Origin of the sequence: Klebsiella sp. 141161 (assembly GCF_050600815.1) — a bacterium.
Taxonomy (GTDB): domain Bacteria; phylum Pseudomonadota; class Gammaproteobacteria; order Enterobacterales; family Enterobacteriaceae; genus Klebsiella; species Klebsiella aerogenes.
Window position 1 is genome coordinate 438,148 of record NZ_JAQIRN010000002.1, and the last position, 12,736, is coordinate 450,883.

Below are 12,736 nucleotides of genomic sequence, written 5' to 3' on the forward strand. Positions count from 1 at the left end.
CGCCTCTTTACCGTTCAGTCGCCCGAATTTGGGCGTAAAACATGCCCGACGCAATCAAGCGCCTGCTGTTAAGTTGTTGATTTAACTTGCCTGTGACAAATATCCGAGGAAGCCGGAAATTTTGTCCGCCGCCATACTGACCTCGTTCTGTAACCGCTCGCGATCGCTTTGCGGGATCTCGTCCGACGGCACCAGAATGCTGACGACCGCCGCCACCCGCCCGCTGCGGTCAAAGACCGGATAGACAATCGATGAGATACCGTGGCGGTAGAACGATTCGCCAATCACGTAGCCGCGAGCTTTATCCTGCTGCACCATCTGCCACAGCGCTTCGCGGTCGTACAGCTGGCCCGGCGTATTGCCCGGCAGACGTGCATCCGGGAACAATTGTTCAAACTCGCTGCGGGAAACATCGGTCAGCAGCATGCGGCCAAGCGAGGTGCAGTGCACCGGTAGCCGCGTTCCGACGCTGACCTGGTTGATACGTGAACCGGCTGCGCTGACGCGGGCAATGTAGATGATGTCACGGCCATCGCGGATCGCCAGATGACTGCTGCACTGGCTGATATCGCGCAGTTGCTCGATGACCGGCTGTCCCACCTGAGCGACATCCAGTGAGGCGATATATTCAAAGCCCAGACGCAGTACGTTCATGCCCAGCGAAAAGGTATTGGTGCGGGCGTTGCGCTCGAGAAAACCCATATATTCCAGCGTCTGCACCACGCGATAGGCGGTCGCTTTCGGCATATCCACCAGCCGATGCAGCTCGGCAAAGGTCAGATCGCGATGCTGTTCGCCAAACGCCAGCAGCAGTTGTAAACCGCGCTCCAGACCCGGTACCAGGTACTTCACTTCCTGATCGTTCGCCATACCGCCTCACTTATTAGTTAAAGACAAAACCGCCGTTGACCGGGATCAGCTGGCCGGTGATAAAGCGCGAAAGATCGCTCAGCAGCCAGACCACGCTGCCGGTGACATCTTCCGGCTGCTGAGCGCCGCTGAGCGCGCGGCCATTCTCATACAGCTGATGACGCTCGGCGGGAACGTATTCCGTGGCCTCAACGCGGGTCAGCCCCGGCGCGATGGCGTTGATACGGATCCGCTTTTCACCCAGCTCGCGGGCCATGGAGCGGGTCATCGCAATCACCGCGCCCTTACTAGCGACGTAGGCCATCAGCCGCGGCGCGCCCCACAGCGCGGTATCCGAAGCGACGTTGACGATCGCCGACCCTTCGCGCAGCAGCGGTACCGCCTCGCGGGTCACCAGCCAGGTACCTTTGACATTGACCGTCATCACCCGATCCCACAGGTCCGGATCGTAATCGATCATGTTTTTACCGCCGACGCCGGTGGCCATTGCCGCGTTATTGACTAAGCCATCGATAGGCCCCTGCGCGCCGATGGCGCTGAAGACCTGCTCGATCGACGCTTGACTGGCAAGATCGATGGCGTGGGATTCGATCTGATAGCCCTTCTGCTGCAGGCGATGAGCGCTTTCCGCCAGCTCCCCCTGCAGGATGTCGCACATCACCACCGTCGCGCCCTGCGCGGCGCAGGATTCGGCAAAGTGGTAACCGAGGCCGCGCGCCGCGCCGGTGACGACAATACGTTTACCGTTCAGCAGGCCGTTCATCAGGCGGCACCCTGCTGCGCTTCGCGAAGCGCTAACTGCTCTTTCGCCGCTTTCTGCATCATGCGGCGCAGGCGGGACAAACCGACGTCATGTTGATAGAGATATTCATGATCGCGGGCGTTCGGCGCCAGGCTTTCCAGCACCACGCGATCCTGTTCCAGTACTTCCCAGTGCAGTTTTTCCAGACGGTTGCGGTACATAAAGCGCCACAGATCGCGCTGCCAGCCTTGAACGCCGCGGATGCGCCAGAAGAAGACGCGGCAGTTGTCGTTATCTTCCGGAACCACCATGCCGACGATCCAGAAGTGGCCGCCCGGCCCGAAACGCTTTTTGTACGGAATAGACAGGCGCATCCAGTAGGCGCCGCTGTTGCCCAACTCAACCCAGTCAAAGTTGACGCCGCTCTGCCCTTTTTTCTCGAAGATAAAGCCGGTTTTCGTCGGCTGCAGCACCATATCGGCTTTGCGATCGCCTTCTGCCATCGAGTGCGATGATGAGTGCAGATAGGTGCCATGCATCGGGTCCATCACGTTTTCCAGCGCGTACTGGTAGTTGCATTTCCACGCCGCGGTGCACAGGAAGTTACTGTATTTTTCGTGGTCGGCCAGTTCCTCCGGGAAGCTCAGTTCATCAGGCTGCTGGTCGGCGGTGACGCCGAACCACAGGAAGATTGCCCCGCGCGCTTCCTGCACGCTGTAGCTGCGCACGCACTGCTGGCCGACCAGCGGGCAGCGGTCAACCGCCGGGACGTCTTTGACTTCGCCGTTGCCGGCGACTTCCACCCCGTGATACCAGCAGGCGATACGATCGCCTAAGTTCCAGCCCATTGACAGGCGCGCGCCGCGGTGCGGGCAGCGGTCTTCCAGCGCCTGCACCTGGCCGTCTTTATTTCGCCAGACCACGATCTGCTCGCCGAGACGGGTAATGCCTACCGGCGCAGACTGCACTTCCCAGCTCGCCAGCACCGGATACCACAGGCCGCGCAATCCTTTATCAAGATAGTTTTGTACCGTTGTCGTCATCGCTGTGTCCTCAGTAGCCGTTAACCTGTAAAAATGCCTGGAAGCTGCTTTCGCTCCACGGTTCGCCCTGCTGGTCATGCATCCTGACGCCATTAAGGCCGCTCACCAGTTCACCGAGACTTTCCGCGCCCTGCTCGAACAGCGTTTCCAGGGTCGCGATAAGCTGCAGTTCCCAGTTTTCCGGCACCCGGCTGCGGGTTTGCCAAATCAGATTGTGATAGTCGCCAGGCTTATGGATATTGCCGTTTCCGCCTTCCGCCGGTGGCGTAAACTGGCGGCTTTCCGGTAGCGCCGGGTTGAAGTCCAGGGATTCGCTCATGCCACGTTCTCCTCGATAAAGGTAATCTGGATCTGATTGTCGTATACCCGCACCGGGTAACGATTAAGGTTGCGACCGCCGGGGCCATGCAGGCACTGGCCGGTTTTGACGTCGAATACCGCCTCATGCAGCGGGCATTCCACCTTGCCATCTTCGACAAAGCCCTGGCTCAGGAGCGCATAGGCATGAGGGCAAACGTCTTCCAGCGCGTAATATTCGCCATCAATCAGATAAATACCGATTTCCTTACCGTCGATATTGCCGCTATATGGAAAATCTTCCTGTACTTGCTCCGCGTCACATACGCCTATCCAGCTCATCGCAATCCTCCAGGCTTTTGTTTCATATATGAAACTCTGTTTCTTATTTAATACGGTCAATATAAAAGCGGTGAATGTTTCGTCAAGCGTTAATGTGACAAACTTGTTAATGAATGACTTTTAAATTAGCTAAGTGTGCAATTGATCACGAAAAACTGCATTCAGATGAAATGATGATATTTAAAGTGGTGATCCATTATAAATAAAAATGCCGATTTAAATTTCACACGCGACTATTGACTTCCTTTGCAGACGATCATTAAAAATGTGCAACGGCGGAAGCCATGGTGTTTCACCCATGAAACAATCATTTATTTAATCTTTTAAAAACAACGAGTTTCACTGGTGAATCATTTTACTTATGTAACTATTTCTGGCGTTAAAAAAATAATAACCGGCAATCATTAAATTAAGCGTGGAGACAACAAATGGCGGCAAGATGGCAAGGGGTAATAGCATTACTTTTGTTAATAATTATTTCCTACGTCGATCGGGTAAATATCTCGGTGATGATCCTTAACCCGGAATTTGCTGCCCATTTTCAATTAAATGAAAACAGAATGTTACAAGGCATGCTAATGACATGCTTTCTTCTGGGTTATGGATTTTCGGCATTATTATTAACTCCAGTTATAGAAAGTAAATGGCATTACCGCCAGGGACTCTTAAGCAGCATTGCTATATGGGCGCTGGTTTGCGCAGTTTCACCGCTGCTGGGCTCGCTCTTCGGGATGTTAATCGCGCGCATTGTTCTTGGCGTGGCGGAGGGACCGCTATTCTCACTGAAGACACGTTTTATCAACGACAACTTCGCCGCCGATGAAATAGGTAAACCGAATGCGGTGACCGCCCTCGGCGTATCGCTTGGGCTGGCGGTAGGCTTTCCGCTAGTCACCTGGTTGATGGCGCATGTTGGCTGGATCGGCTCCTTCTACGCGCTGGCGCTGCTTAACCTCCTGCTCGGCGGCGGATTAATCTGGCGGTTTCTCCCCGCGCCAAAAGTGACCGCACAGCGCGCGAAGCCGGGCTTCAGTCAGACTTTTGCCCTCGCCTGGCGTACGCCGCTGCTTGGCTGGATCCTGCTGGTGGAAATCGCCACGCTCAGCTATCTATGGGGAAGTAGCGCCTGGCTGCCCGCCTGGCTACGCGACGAGCACCACTTCTCGCTGCAGGCCACCGGCCTGCTGGCGGCAGTACCTTTTTTGTTAAGCCTGGGCTCAAAGTTTGTTGGCGGCGTGCTCCTCGACAAAATGCGCCCGGAGCAGGCGCCGCTGCTGTTTATTATCGGCGGCCTACTCACCGCCGGTTCCGTGCTGGCGCTGATGCTCAGCCAGCAGCCGGCGATGCTGGCGCTGTTTATGCTGGCGGCGAACGTTTTCTGGGGATTACAGGGGGCGGCGATCCCGGCGGTGGTGCAGCATCACGCCCCGCGCGAAGCGGTGGGCAGCGCCTATGGGATCATTAACGGCATTGGCAATATCTGCGCGGCGTTTATTCCGCTGCTGATGGGAGTGGTGATGAAATCGGTGGGATCGGTAAGTTCAGGTTTTTCCGTTCTGGTGGCATCACAGCTGATCACGCTGTGCGCCGGCGGCGTACTGCTGCTGCGCATGCGTCGCGCAGCAGCAGTAAACGCTTAGCCTTTCTTCGCTGCCTGAATGTATAGCATCTCCAGCGCCAGAGTCGCCGCCGCCAGGGCGGTGATTTCAGACTGGTCATAAGCCGGGGCGACTTCAACCACGTCCATTCCGACGATGTTCAGATCTTTCAGGCCGCGCACCAGTTTGATCGCACGGTCGGAGGTGAGTCCACCGATCACCGGCGTACCGGTACCTGGCGCAAAAGCCGGATCCAGACAGTCGATATCGAAGGTCAGGTACACCGGCATATCACCGACGATCTGCTTCACCTGAGCGATGATGTCATCGACGCTGCGGTCGTTAACCTGGCCCGCATCAAGCACGGTAAAGCCGTTATCTTTATCGAATTCGGTACGAATACCGATCTGCACGGAGTGGTTCGGATCGATAAGCCCTTCGTTCGGCGCGGTGTAGAACATGGTGCCGTGGTCGAATTCACAGCCGTTGGCGTAGGTATCGGTGTGGGCATCGAAGTGTACCAGCGCCATTTTACCGAAATGCTTGGCATGGGCGCGCAGCAACGGCAGGGTGACGAAATGGTCGCCGCCGAAGGAGAGCATGCGTTTACCGGCCGCCAGCAGTTTCTCCGCGTGCGCCTGCAGTTTCTCGCTCATTTCGCGAGCGTCGCCGAAGGCGTAGACCAGATCGCCGCAGTCCACGACGTTCAGGCGTTCACGCATGTCGAAGTTCCATGGGAAACGGTTGTGCTCCCAGGCGAGGTTGGTTGACACCTGACGGATCGCCGCCGGGCCATGACGGCCGCCCGCGCGCCCGGAGGTCGCCATATCAAACGGCACGCCGGTGATGACCCAATCCGCATCGCTTTCATACGGCATAAAGTTCATCGGCAGACGCAGGAAACCAAAAGCGTTGGATACCAGGGAGTTATCGTATTGATGACCTAAAGTGCTCATGGGTATGACCTCTTTTCACAGTCGTGGAACGTAAAAAATAAGTATAAAAAAACCCCTCCGCGTCGTTAGGCCCGACGAGGAAGGGTTTGAATTAGGTTACTGCTTATAAGGACAAATTATCGCCTGAAAACCGCCCGGCGGCAAGCGGGACGTTTATTTTTGACAAGGCGCCGGGGCGAAACCGTTCGCCGGGAAGGCCTGAGCCGAACACGGTGGAAGCGGCGCCGGCTTTTCTCCGCGTAAGGCGAAGGCGGCAAAGCCGATGATACCGGCGTTGCGCGTGTCCCCCTGAGCGGAATGGGCGGCATAAGATTGCGCAACATCAGAAAACTCAAACGCCGCTACGGTACGGTTATTTTTACGGAATCCTTTGATCGCCAGCGAGTCGCCGGCACGGATAATATAACCATTATTCTGGAGCGAACCGGCCTTGCCGCTCAGGACATCGAGACCATCCACGGTGGCAATAATTTCGTAATCCACGCGATGGCTATAATTACGAACATATAATTGATATTGTGTGCCAACGCGGGCCACAACAGCGTATTGCCATTTTCCGGTAGAATTATTATAGCTGCGAGTAATAGGGAGAGAGTTAAAATTAGCATCGCGTACCGCATATTCCAGATCGCTAATTCGAATGCTATACAGCTGGTCGAAACCGGTATGATATTGACCGGAATAATTAATCAATACGGTTTCGTCAGGATGGGAATCCTGGCGTTCTGCGGACACGCCTTTAACCGTTGAGTGAACGTCGCTGCCCCAGCGGGTGGCGACATCGGTGGTAGACGCCGCACGGTCATGGTACACAGCCTGGCTCGAACAACCGCCTAATAATAATAAACCGATAATAAGACCGTACCGCGATATACTTTTCATATTCTGTCCCTGTTCCACTAAGTATTAATTCCTCGCGGCAGTGTACAGGCTATTATCGCTTTAAAAAGCATCCACTATGTTTTTTCAGATTTCATTTATAAAAAAGGGTCGGTTTATTAACATAAACCGACCCACCAGCGGATTAGTCTTAATTACTCATCTTCAAGATAAGTATATCCGTACAACCCCGCTTCGAACTCTTCAAGGAACTGCTGCTGCAGCTCGGCGTCGAGACCGGTATTTTTCACCTGATCGCGGAACTGGGTCAGCAACGTATTCGGATCCAGCTGAACATACTGCAGCATATCCGCCACCGTATCCCCCTCATCGGAGAGCTCAACCTCAACGCTACCGTCCGGGAAGACGAAGACGTCTACCGCTTCGGTGTCGCCGAACAGGTTGTGCATGTTGCCGAGGATCTCCTGATAAGCGCCAACCATAAAGAAGCCCAGCATTGGCGGGTTCTCCGGGTCGTATTCCGGCATCGGCATGGTGGTGGCGATCCCGTCGCCGTCAACATAGTGATCGATGGCGCCATCGGAGTCGCAGGTAATATCCAGCAGCACCGCGCGGCGTTCCGGCGACTTGTTCAGCCCTTCCAGCGGCATCACCGGGAACAGCTGATCGATACCCCAGGCATCCGGCATCGACTGGAACAGCGAGAAGTTGACGTAGATTTTATCCGCCATACGTTCCTGCAGCTCATCGATAATCGGGCGATGGGCGCGGTTGCTTGGATCGAGCTGTTTTTGCACCTCATGGCACATGTTCAGATACAGCTGTTCCGCCCACGCGCGCTCCTGCAGGTTGAAGGTGCCTGAGGAGTAGCCGATGTGGATATCGTGCAGATCCATCTGACTGTCGTGCAGCCATTCGCGTAGCGAGCGGCGGTTGCCGGTTTCGTGCATCTCCAGCCAGGTTTCCCACATGCTCTGCAGCGGACGCGCGGCGTCTTCCGCCGGCGGGGTCGCCTCGGTGTATTCGTTGCGCTCGACGCCGATAATGTTGGAAACCAGTACGGTGTGGTGCGCGGTCACCGCGCGGCCGGACTCTGTAATCACCGTCGGGTGCGGCAGGCCGTTCTCTTCGCAGGCGTCGCCGATCGCCCAGATGATATTGTTGGCGTACTCATTCAGGCCGTAGTTCACCGAACAGTCGGACTGCGAGCGGGTCCCTTCGTAATCGACACCCAGACCGCCGCCGACATCGAAGCACTGAATATTAACGCCCAGCTTATGCAGCTCGACGTAGAAACGCGCCGATTCGCGCACGCCGGTGGCGATATCGCGAATGTTGGCCATCTGCGAGCCGAGGTGGAAGTGCAGCAGTTGCAGGCTCTCAAGATGGCCTGCCTCGCGCAGAATTTCGACCAGTTGCAGCACCTGCGTCGCCGCGAGGCCGAATTTAGATTTCTCGCCGCCGGAGGACTGCCATTTACCGGAACCCTGCGAGGCCAGACGCGCACGCACGCCAAGGCGCGGCACCACGTTCAGACGGGCGGCCTCTTCCAGCACGATGGCGATTTCCGACATCTTCTCGATGACCAGATAGACCTTATGGCCCATCTTCTCGCCCACCAGCGCCAGACGGATGTATTCACGATCTTTATAACCGTTACAGACGATCACGCTACGGGTCATCCCCGCGTGCGCCAGCACCGCCATCAGCTCAGCCTTCGAACCAGCCTCCAGCCCCAGCGGTTCGCCGGAGTGGATCAAGGATTCAATCACGCGACGGTGCTGGTTGACCTTGATCGGGTAGACAAGGAAATAGTCGCCGTTATAACCGTAGGATTCACGCGCGCGCTTGAAGGCGGCGTTAATCGAGCGCAGACGATGTTGCAGGATCTGCGGGAAGCAGAACAGCGCCGGCAGGCGTTGTCCCTGGGCTTCGCGCGCTTTGACCAGCTCGGCCAGGTCGACGCGCGCTTCCGGGACGTCAGGATCCGGGCAAACGCTGATATGGCCCAGTTCGTTAACGTCGTAATAGTTATTACCCCACCAGGCAATATTGTAGGTACGTAGCATTTTGCTGGCTTCCTGGGAGCTCATCGCAACCTCCTGCATGGAACGTAGTACACCGTGTTCGCCTGCTGACGAAAGCGAACCCAAAGACATGTCGTCAGACATAGCGAACCTCAACTTGTAATATTAACTACTATCGCAGTCGACAGACGCGATAACAACCCATGAACAGCCTTTAATCCCAGCAGATAGTGCTGGCACTGCAGCTGCGCGACCGGTTTCTTATTCATATATAGTAAAACACGTACCCGAAGCTGGTATGACAGCCCGGAGAAACCACGAGAAAACCCTTGCTCACGCAAGAGCGCCCTTGTTCAGTTTTCAAAAAGCCTGGAGGCCCTGGAATCCTGAGAAGCGCCGAGATGGGTAGAACATCGGCAGGTTTGCACGAAAGAGATGCAGATTGCGGGATAGAATTGCGCGACAGAACGACGCGGCGAATCAGGCGAAAAACGTTGGTTCATTATCTGGTATCACCTCCACACTGCCCCGAAACAGGCCAGCGACAAGCCAAAGCTATACCCGTCATACTTCAAGCTGCAGATGCGTTGGCTGCGTGCGTTCATCCCAGTCACATAGTTATCTATGCTCCTGGGAATTCGCGCCCTTGCCGCCTTCCTGCAACTTAAATTATTTAGGGTATATACATATCGTACAGCCGGCGAAACCGCCGCTGTGTAACAGAGTGCTTAACCCGGCTGGAAGTGGCGTCACGAGATGGGCTTCGTGCGCTTTTTTAATGAGCCGCGCGCGGCGTTTTATACCGAGAAGCGGGGTAAAATGCAAAATAAAAATACGCGTCTTGCCGGAGTTGTCAGGAAAAATTTCCACCACGCTTTTTCCATTAATGCGGGCGATGTCAAAAAAATGTGGAAATGCGATGAAGTTCTGACCTAAAATAGCCATCCAGAAGTTAATCCATCTATACTGATTAACACTCAGACTGCTCGTGTCACTACCTGCAAGCCTTGGTAGGGTCATCTATCAAAGCCTCTCTACACAACAGTATGAGCTACACGAATACTCACAGGTAAAATAAAACATGGCAAAACACCTCTTTACGTCCGAGTCTGTATCAGAAGGGCATCCAGACAAAATTGCTGACCAAATCTCCGATGCCGTGCTGGACGCGATCCTCGAACAGGATCCGAAAGCGCGCGTAGCCTGCGAAACCTATGTCAAAACCGGCATGGTTCTGGTTGGCGGTGAAATCACCACCAGCGCATGGGTTGATATCGAAGAGATCACCCGTAACACGGTGCGTGAAATTGGCTACGTGCATTCCGATATGGGCTTTGACGCCAACTCTTGCGCGGTCCTGAGCGCCATTGGTAAGCAGTCCCCGGATATTAACCAGGGCGTTGACCGTGCCGACCCGCTGGAACAGGGCGCGGGCGACCAGGGCCTGATGTTTGGCTATGCCACTAACGAAACTGACGTGCTGATGCCGGCGCCGGTGACTTACGCGCACCGTCTGGTACAGCGCCAGGCTGAAGTCCGCAAAAACGGCACCCTGCCGTGGCTGCGTCCGGACGCGAAAAGCCAGGTCACTTTCCAGTATGACGACGGCAAAATCGTCGGCATCGATGCGGTTGTGCTTTCCACTCAGCACGCTGAAGATATCGATCAGAAATCCCTGCAGGAAGCAGTGATGGAAGAGATCATCAAGCCGATTCTGCCGACCGAATGGCTGAACGCTTCCACCAAGTTCTTCATCAACCCGACCGGACGTTTCGTCATCGGCGGCCCGATGGGCGACTGCGGTCTGACCGGTCGTAAGATCATCGTTGATACCTACGGCGGCATGGCTCGTCACGGCGGCGGTGCGTTCTCCGGTAAAGATCCATCTAAAGTTGACCGTTCCGCAGCCTACGCGGCGCGCTATGTGGCGAAAAACATCGTTGCCGCTGGCCTTGCCGATCGTTGTGAGATTCAGGTTTCCTACGCCATCGGCGTCGCTGAACCGACTTCAATCATGGTCGAAACCTTCGGCACCGAAAAAGTGCCTTCTGAACAGCTGACCCTGCTGGTACGCGAGTTCTTCGACCTGCGTCCATACGGCCTGATTCAGATGCTGGATCTGCTGCACCCGATCTACAAAGAGACCGCCGCTTACGGTCACTTTGGTCGCGAACATTTCCCATGGGAAAAAACCGACAAAGCAGCCCTGCTGCGCGAAGCGGCTGGCCTGAAATAAGCCACCCCGCTTGACTGCTTAAGGCCAGCCCCGCGCTGGCCTTTTTGTTGCCCTGAATCTCTCCCCCGACGTTTGACCGTCTTTGATCCATTTCCTTTCCCCACTTGATGAAAGCGATTACATATCTGCCGCAAGGGCGGGATCGTTCTAGCTACCCGCAGGCGCGAACTCTTTTCACAATGTTACATAACATGTCAAAAATCGCCGTTTCAGCCCATTCTTATTGGCGATATTTGCCTTTTATATCTATGATTTGAATATGTTTTTACTGATTACATATCTTTACCTTAGTGTAACCGATTACACAGTCGTGATTGTAATCACGTTTTTTTGTCCTGCACTCCCCTACTCTAAGCATCGACAGAATCAATAACTCAACTGGAGGGCGTTATGCCTGACAACAAAAAACAAGGGCGTTCAAACAAGACGATGACGTTCTTTGTCTGTTTCCTCGCCGCGCTGGCCGGCTTACTGTTCGGCCTTGATATCGGCGTTATTGCCGGCGCCTTACCGTTCATTGCCAATGAATTCCAAATCAGCGCGCATACCCAGGAGTGGGTGGTCAGCTCCATGATGTTCGGCGCCGCCGTCGGCGCAGTGGGCAGCGGCTGGCTCTCTTTCAAACTTGGGCGTAAAAAAAGCCTGATGATCGGCGCGATCCTGTTCGTGGCCGGTTCGCTATTTTCCGCCGCCGCGCCGAACGTCGAAATCCTGCTGATCTCCCGCGTCCTGCTGGGGCTGGCGGTTGGTGTCGCCTCTTACACCGCGCCGCTGTACTTATCGGAAATCGCGCCGGAGAAAATCCGCGGCAGTATGATTTCGATGTACCAGTTGATGATTACCATCGGTATTCTCGGCGCCTACCTCTCTGACACCGCCTTCAGCTACAGCGGCGCGTGGCGCTGGATGCTCGGCGTGATTATCATCCCGGCAATCCTGCTGCTGATCGGCGTAATCTTCCTGCCGGATAGCCCGCGCTGGTTTGCCGCTAAACGCCGTTTCGTCGATGCCGAACGCGTCCTGCTGCGCCTGCGCGATACCAGCGCCGAAGCCAAACGCGAGCTCGATGAAATCCGCGAAAGCTTGAAAGTCAAACAGTCCGGCTGGGCGCTGTTCAAAGAGAACAGCAACTTCCGCCGCGCGGTGTTCCTTGGCGTCCTGCTGCAGATCATGCAACAGTTCACCGGGATGAACGTCATCATGTACTATGCGCCGAAGATTTTTGAACTGGCGGGCTATGCCAATACCACTGAGCAAATGTGGGGCACAGTGATCGTCGGCCTGACCAACGTACTGGCCACCTTTATCGCTATCGGCCTGGTCGACCGCTGGGGCCGTAAACCGACGCTGATCCTCGGCTTTATCGTGATGGCCGCCGGTATGGGCGTACTGGGCAGCATGATGCATATCGGTATTCACTCTGCTACCGCGCAGTACTTTGCAGTACTGATGCTGCTGATGTTTATCGTCGGCTTCGCGATGAGCGCCGGCCCGCTGATTTGGGTACTGTGTTCTGAAATACAGCCGCTGAAAGGCCGCGATTTCGGTATCACCTGCTCCACCGCGACCAACTGGATTGCCAATATGATCGTCGGCGCCACCTTCCTGACCATGCTGAACTCTCTCGGCAGCGCCAACACCTTCTGGGTCTACGGCGGTCTGAACGTGCTGTTTATCCTGCTGACTATCTGGCTGATTCCAGAAACCAAAAACGTCTCGCTGGAACATATTGAACGCAACCTGATGCAGGGACGCCCGCTGCGCGAAATCGGCGCTCGCGATTAA

General features: G+C 55.4%; 14 protein-coding genes. 3 read left to right on the plus strand and 11 right to left on the minus strand.

Annotated elements, in window-relative coordinates; all coding sequences use genetic code 11:
- Positions 1 to 81 precede the first annotated feature (81 nt).
- Genes PGR79_RS06675 through PGR79_RS06695 form a run of 5 tightly spaced genes read right to left on the minus strand, consistent with a single transcriptional unit; the run spans position 82 to position 3,294 of the window.
- Positions 82 to 870 (minus strand): IclR family transcriptional regulator, encoded by a 789-nt coding sequence (locus PGR79_RS06675; RefSeq protein WP_113373038.1) that lies wholly within the window; start codon positions 868 to 870, stop codon positions 82 to 84.
- A gap of 13 nt (positions 871 to 883) precedes the next feature.
- Positions 884 to 1,633 carry an SDR family oxidoreductase gene (locus PGR79_RS06680; RefSeq protein WP_015703448.1) on the minus strand — a complete coding sequence of 250 codons (750 nt, stop codon included), beginning with the start codon at positions 1,631 to 1,633 and terminating at the stop codon, positions 884 to 886.
- The gene (locus PGR79_RS06685; protein WP_430921312.1) at positions 1,633 to 2,655 is read right to left on the minus strand and encodes a Rieske 2Fe-2S domain-containing protein; all 1,023 of its coding nucleotides are present in this window, start codon (positions 2,653 to 2,655) and stop codon (positions 1,633 to 1,635) included. Before PGR79_RS06685 ends, PGR79_RS06680 begins: the two co-directional genes overlap by 1 nt.
- A gap of 10 nt (positions 2,656 to 2,665) precedes the next feature.
- Positions 2,666 to 2,974 carry a recombinase-like helix-turn-helix domain-containing protein gene (locus PGR79_RS06690; protein WP_045379565.1) on the minus strand — a complete coding sequence of 103 codons (309 nt, stop codon included), beginning with the start codon at positions 2,972 to 2,974 and terminating at the stop codon, positions 2,666 to 2,668.
- Positions 2,971 to 3,294 (minus strand): Rieske (2Fe-2S) protein, encoded by a 324-nt coding sequence (locus tag PGR79_RS06695; RefSeq protein WP_004151769.1) that lies wholly within the window; start codon positions 3,292 to 3,294, stop codon positions 2,971 to 2,973. The genes PGR79_RS06690 and PGR79_RS06695 overlap by 4 nt, the downstream gene beginning before the upstream one ends.
- A gap of 428 nt (positions 3,295 to 3,722) precedes the next feature.
- Here PGR79_RS06695 and PGR79_RS06700 point away from each other — a divergent pair, with 428 nt between their 5' ends.
- A complete protein-coding gene (locus PGR79_RS06700) occupies positions 3,723 to 4,934 on the plus strand; it encodes an MFS transporter (protein ID WP_087859775.1) in 1,212 nt (403 codons plus the stop codon).
- Here PGR79_RS06700 and speB read toward each other — a convergent pair.
- The 6 genes from speB to PGR79_RS06730 all read right to left on the minus strand — a co-directional run bounded on the left by speB (position 4,931) and on the right by PGR79_RS06730 (position 9,660).
- Positions 4,931 to 5,848 (minus strand): agmatinase, encoded by a 918-nt coding sequence (speB, locus tag PGR79_RS06705; protein WP_047080345.1) that lies wholly within the window; start codon positions 5,846 to 5,848, stop codon positions 4,931 to 4,933. The genes PGR79_RS06700 and speB overlap by 4 nt on opposite strands.
- A 153-nt stretch (positions 5,849 to 6,001) precedes the next feature.
- Positions 6,002 to 6,730, minus strand: a complete 729-nt coding sequence (locus PGR79_RS06710; RefSeq protein ID WP_113373039.1) for a hypothetical protein — start codon at positions 6,728 to 6,730, stop codon at positions 6,002 to 6,004.
- 152 nt (positions 6,731 to 6,882) lie between these two features.
- Positions 6,883 to 8,859, minus strand: a complete 1,977-nt coding sequence (speA, locus tag PGR79_RS06715) for a biosynthetic arginine decarboxylase (RefSeq protein ID WP_020077953.1) — start codon at positions 8,857 to 8,859, stop codon at positions 6,883 to 6,885.
- A gap of 8 nt (positions 8,860 to 8,867) precedes the next feature.
- Positions 8,868 to 8,984: an acid stress response protein YqgB gene (gene yqgB, locus PGR79_RS06720; protein WP_015369741.1), complete on the minus strand. Its 117-nt coding sequence runs from the start codon at positions 8,982 to 8,984 to the stop codon at positions 8,868 to 8,870.
- A gap of 84 nt (positions 8,985 to 9,068) precedes the next feature.
- Positions 9,069 to 9,218, minus strand: coding sequence for a hypothetical protein (locus PGR79_RS06725; protein WP_419718970.1), 150 nt, complete (start codon positions 9,216 to 9,218; stop codon positions 9,069 to 9,071).
- Positions 9,219 to 9,384: 166 nt separating this feature from the next.
- Complete coding sequence (locus PGR79_RS06730) at positions 9,385 to 9,660, minus strand: hypothetical protein (RefSeq protein WP_162750121.1); 276 nt, start codon at positions 9,658 to 9,660, stop codon at positions 9,385 to 9,387.
- 136 nt (positions 9,661 to 9,796) lie between these two features.
- Between PGR79_RS06730 and metK the strand changes: the two genes are divergently transcribed.
- On the plus strand, positions 9,797 to 10,951 hold the full coding sequence (metK, locus tag PGR79_RS06735; RefSeq protein WP_004149807.1) for a methionine adenosyltransferase: 1,155 nt from the start codon (positions 9,797 to 9,799) through the stop codon (positions 10,949 to 10,951).
- 390 nt (positions 10,952 to 11,341) lie between these two features.
- The gene (locus PGR79_RS06740) at positions 11,342 to 12,736 is read left to right on the plus strand and encodes a sugar porter family MFS transporter (RefSeq protein WP_045379571.1); all 1,395 of its coding nucleotides are present in this window, start codon (positions 11,342 to 11,344) and stop codon (positions 12,734 to 12,736) included.

Bases quoted from the DNA above. Each gene is read 5' to 3' on its own strand.
- PGR79_RS06675 (WP_113373038.1), bottom strand. From the start codon at position 870: ATGGCGAACGATCAGGAAGTGAAGTACCTGGTACCGGGTCTGGAGCGC.
- PGR79_RS06680 (WP_015703448.1), bottom strand. From the start codon at position 1,633: ATGAACGGCCTGCTGAACGGTAAACGTATTGTCGTCACCGGCGCGGCG.
- PGR79_RS06685 (WP_430921312.1), bottom strand. From the start codon at position 2,655: ATGACGACAACGGTACAAAACTATCTTGATAAAGGATTGCGCGGCCTG.
- PGR79_RS06690 (WP_045379565.1), bottom strand. From the start codon at position 2,974: ATGAGCGAATCCCTGGACTTCAACCCGGCGCTACCGGAAAGCCGCCAG.
- PGR79_RS06695 (WP_004151769.1), bottom strand. From the start codon at position 3,294: ATGAGCTGGATAGGCGTATGTGACGCGGAGCAAGTACAGGAAGATTTT.
- PGR79_RS06700 (WP_087859775.1), top strand. From the start codon at position 3,723: ATGGCGGCAAGATGGCAAGGGGTAATAGCATTACTTTTGTTAATAATT.
- speB (WP_047080345.1), bottom strand. From the start codon at position 5,848: ATGAGCACTTTAGGTCATCAATACGATAACTCCCTGGTATCCAACGCT.
- PGR79_RS06710 (WP_113373039.1), bottom strand. From the start codon at position 6,730: ATGAAAAGTATATCGCGGTACGGTCTTATTATCGGTTTATTATTATTA.
- speA (WP_020077953.1), bottom strand. From the start codon at position 8,859: ATGTCTGACGACATGTCTTTGGGTTCGCTTTCGTCAGCAGGCGAACAC.
- yqgB (WP_015369741.1), bottom strand. From the start codon at position 8,984: ATGAATAAGAAACCGGTCGCGCAGCTGCAGTGCCAGCACTATCTGCTG.
- PGR79_RS06725 (WP_419718970.1), bottom strand. From the start codon at position 9,218: ATGAACCAACGTTTTTCGCCTGATTCGCCGCGTCGTTCTGTCGCGCAA.
- PGR79_RS06730 (WP_162750121.1), bottom strand. From the start codon at position 9,660: ATGGCTATTTTAGGTCAGAACTTCATCGCATTTCCACATTTTTTTGAC.
- metK (WP_004149807.1), top strand. From the start codon at position 9,797: ATGGCAAAACACCTCTTTACGTCCGAGTCTGTATCAGAAGGGCATCCA.
- PGR79_RS06740 (WP_045379571.1), top strand. From the start codon at position 11,342: ATGCCTGACAACAAAAAACAAGGGCGTTCAAACAAGACGATGACGTTC.